3 protein-coding genes and 1 pseudogene are annotated in these 3,328 nt (G+C 62.1%); 2 read left to right on the forward strand and 2 right to left on the reverse strand.

From position 1 onward, the window contains the following. Nucleotides 1-69 precede the first annotated feature (69 nt). Complete coding sequence (locus tag ABW043_RS10835) at nt 70-525, forward strand: cyclic nucleotide-binding domain-containing protein (protein WP_353921223.1); 456 nt, start codon at nt 70-72, stop codon at nt 523-525. A 15-nt stretch (nt 526-540) separates the two neighbouring features. Here ABW043_RS10835 and ABW043_RS10840 read toward each other — a convergent pair whose 3' ends face one another. Continuing rightward, nucleotides 541-1,344, reverse strand: a complete 804-nt coding sequence (locus ABW043_RS10840) for an exodeoxyribonuclease III (RefSeq protein WP_112946113.1) — start codon at nt 1,342-1,344, stop codon at nt 541-543. 278 nt (nt 1,345-1,622) lie between these two features. On the opposite strand from ABW043_RS10840, the pseudogene ABW043_RS10845 reads away from it, so the two are divergent. After that, nucleotides 1,623-2,815: pseudogene (locus ABW043_RS10845) on the forward strand (IS481 family transposase). Nucleotides 2,816-3,035: 220 nt separating this feature from the next. Here the strand turns inward: ABW043_RS10845 and ABW043_RS10850 are convergent. Beyond that, nucleotides 3,036-3,328, reverse strand: a 293-nt coding sequence (locus ABW043_RS10850) for an ATP-grasp domain-containing protein (protein ID WP_502908639.1), incomplete at its 5' end; no start/stop codon positions are given.

Consider the following 3,328-nt stretch of genomic DNA (forward strand, 5'->3'; position numbering starts at 1 on the left):
CGAGCGCGATCCGTCGAATGCCGAAATCCTGGTCACGGAAAACGGCGGCTACAAGATCGTTCCGTAATCATGGCGCTGAATGACGATATCCAGCTGCTCGCGCAGCTTCCGCTTTTCAACGGAATGTCGGAGGATCAGCTGAGGCTGATCGCCTTCGGCGCGGATCGGCGCGTGATTTCGAACGGGCAGATGCTTTTTCGCGAAAGCTCTCCCGCCGACAGCGCCTACGTCATCGTCAGCGGCAGCGTCGAACTGAGCCAGACCGGACGCGACAACAAGCCTGAAGTTCAGGCGGTTGTCGGGTCCGGCACGCTTTTGTCGGAGCTTGCGCTGGTCACGCTCGTCGAGCGCAAGTTCACGGCGATCGCCCGCGAGGACACGGCGATCATCCGCATTACCCGCGCGCTGTTTCACCGGCTGATCGAGGAATATCCGGATGCGGCTTTGCTGATCCAGCAGCGCATCCGCGACAATATCGCGGCATTGGCGGCAAAGGCCGCCGCCGAGCTTCACCGCTTCGCCTGAGGCGCCTGCCTACGTTTAAAGATCGAAATGCGCCGTTACCGGCACGTGGTCGGACGGCCGATCCCAGCCGCGCGCCTCTTTCAGAATCTCGATGCGCTGCAGATGCGGTCCGAGATCGCGTGATGACCAGATATGGTCGAGACGCCGGCCACGATCCGCCGCTTCCCAATCCTTGGCCCTATAGCTCCACCACGTATAGAGCTTCTGCGTGTCCGGCACATTCTGGCGCATCAGGTCGAGCCACTGGCCGCGCTTCATCACCTCAAGCAGGCCCTCGGTCTCGACGGGCGTGTGGCTGACGATCTTCAGGAGCTGCTTGTGCGACCAGACGTCGTGCTCCAGCGGCGCGATATTGAGATCGCCCACCAGGATCGCCGAAGTATTGGCCTCGCCATCGGCCTTCAGGAGCTTCATCTCCTCGATGAAATCGAGTTTGTGGCCGAACTTCGGATTGATCGCCCGATCCGGCTCGTCGCCACCGGCTGGCACATAGAAATTATGGATGCGGATGCGCTTGCCGCCGCGCTCGAACACCGCCGAAATATGCCGGGCATCGCCGACCTTGCAATAATCGGTGCTGTGATCCTCGACCAGAGGAAACCGCGATGCGATCGCCACCCCATGATAGCCCTTCTGGCCATGGATGATCACATGCTCGTAGCCCATGGCCTTCAAGGGCGCCAACGGGAACAGCTCATTCGGCACCTTGGTTTCCTGCAGGCAGATGATATCGGGGCGATGCTTGAGGAAGAGCTGCTCGACGATCGGCATGCGCAGCCGGACCGAATTGATGTTCCAGGTGGTGATCGAGAAGCCCATTGCGCTGCCTTTTCCAATTCTGTTGGAAGGGCTTTAGAGCAAAGGGCGTGTGGTGCCAAGTGTCCACTCACGTCGAGCAAACGGGACCGTGCTTAGATCCTCGGGACGAGCCCGAGGATGACGGTGGAGTGCGTGGCGCCATCCGTTAACATATTGAATTTATGACATAAAAGCGTTCTCGGCGACATCCTCAGGCTTGTTGTACAGCCTTGATACATACCTGACAGATGTTCGGAGACATGCCTGACACTTTTCGGATTGCAATCCGGGAGGTTTCGATGGCTTGGCGGGCGAGGTCGGTTGTGGACGAGCGTTTGGAATTCTGTCGGCTGGCGGGGCTTGAGGGGGCGAATGTGTCGGCTCTTTGCGAGCGCTTCGGCATCAGCCGCCAGACAGGCTATGTCTGGCTGAAGCGGTTTGCCGCCGGCGAGACGGTGGGGGACCGGTCGCGGCGGCCGCATGCAAGCCCGCGGCGTACCACTGTCGATCTCGAGCGCTCGGTGCTTTCGGTCCGCGACGAACACCCAGCCTGGGGCGCACGCAAGATCGCAAGGCGGTTGCTCGATCTCGGCATCGAACCACCCTGCGCCTCGACCGTGCATGCGATCCTTGCCCGCCACGACAGGATCGGCCCGCACACGAGGTATCACCTAGCCCCCGGCCGCTTCGAACGCGAGGCGCCCAACCTGCTTTGGCAGATGGACTTCAAGGGCCAGATCAGGCTGACCTCGGGCGGTTGGTGCCATCCGCTCACCATCATCGACGACCATTCCCGCTTTGCCATCGCCATCGAGGCCTGCCTCGACCAGCAGATGCCGACCGTTCGCGGCCGCATGGAGCCCATCCTGCGCCGCTACGGCCTGCCCATGGCCATCTATACCGATAACGGCAATCCGTGGGGCACCGGTGTTCCCAACCAGTGGACGCGGCTGCGCGTCTGGCTGCTCAAGCTCGGCATCGACCTCATCCATGCAAGGCCCTATCACCCGCAGGGGCGCGGCAAGAACGAGCGCTTCCACCGCAGCCTCAAGGCCGAGGTACTGAACTTCGCGGCACTCTCCGGTCAGCCTCAGGCGCAAAAGGCCTTTGATCGTTGGCGCGAGATCTACAATCACCACCGCCCGCACGAGGCGATCGGCATGGCGGTTCCGGCCAGTCGCTACAGCCCTTCGCCGAGACCTTTTCCCAAGCGCCTGCCGGAGCCCGTCTACGACAGCGGCGAGATCGTCCGGCGCATCAGCACGACCAAGGGCTACATCGTCTTCAAGGGCCAGGCATGGCGCGTGCCCGGCGCCTTCAAGGGAGAATGCCTCGCCATCCGTCCCCTCGACCGCGACGGCCTATACGGCGTCTTCTTCGGCGCAACCAAGGTCGCCAAAATCGACCTCGCGAACCCGCCGTGAGTGTCAGGCATGTCTCCGAACACCTGTCAGGGATGTCTCCGGGCTTTACACTCGTCCCGAGGATCTAAGCACGTCTCCACGGATACAAGGGTGCAGATGGGTCTCGCTTGCAGCCACCATGGTGCAAGCTATCCACTCACGTCGAGCAAGTTGGTTGCTTAGCAGATCCTCGGGACGAGCCCGAGGATGACGGTAGAGAGTGGGGCCGCCGCGCTTACAATAGCTGGCGTTGCCGGCAATGCGTGGACGGGGACGTCAGACGTCGCCGCCCATCCGGCCACTCCCACCTTACGCGCGCTTGCGCTCGATCGCATCCCACAACAGGCTGGCGATATCGGCGCCGCCGAATTTCTTGACTTCGCGGATGCCGGTTGGTGACGTGACGTTGATCTCGGTCATGTAGTCGCCGATGACGTCGATGCCGACGAGGAGGAAGCCGCGTTCGCGGAGCGCCGGGCCGATGCGCTCGCAGATTTCCTTCTCGCGCGCCGTCAGTTCGGTCGGCTCGGCGCGGCCACCCACATGCATGTTGGAGCGGCTATCATGTTCAGCCGGCACGCGGTTGATGGCACCGGCAAATT

The sequence above is a fragment of the Devosia sp. genome (assembly GCF_040509215.1).
Lineage (GTDB): Bacteria > Pseudomonadota > Alphaproteobacteria > Rhizobiales > Devosiaceae > Devosia.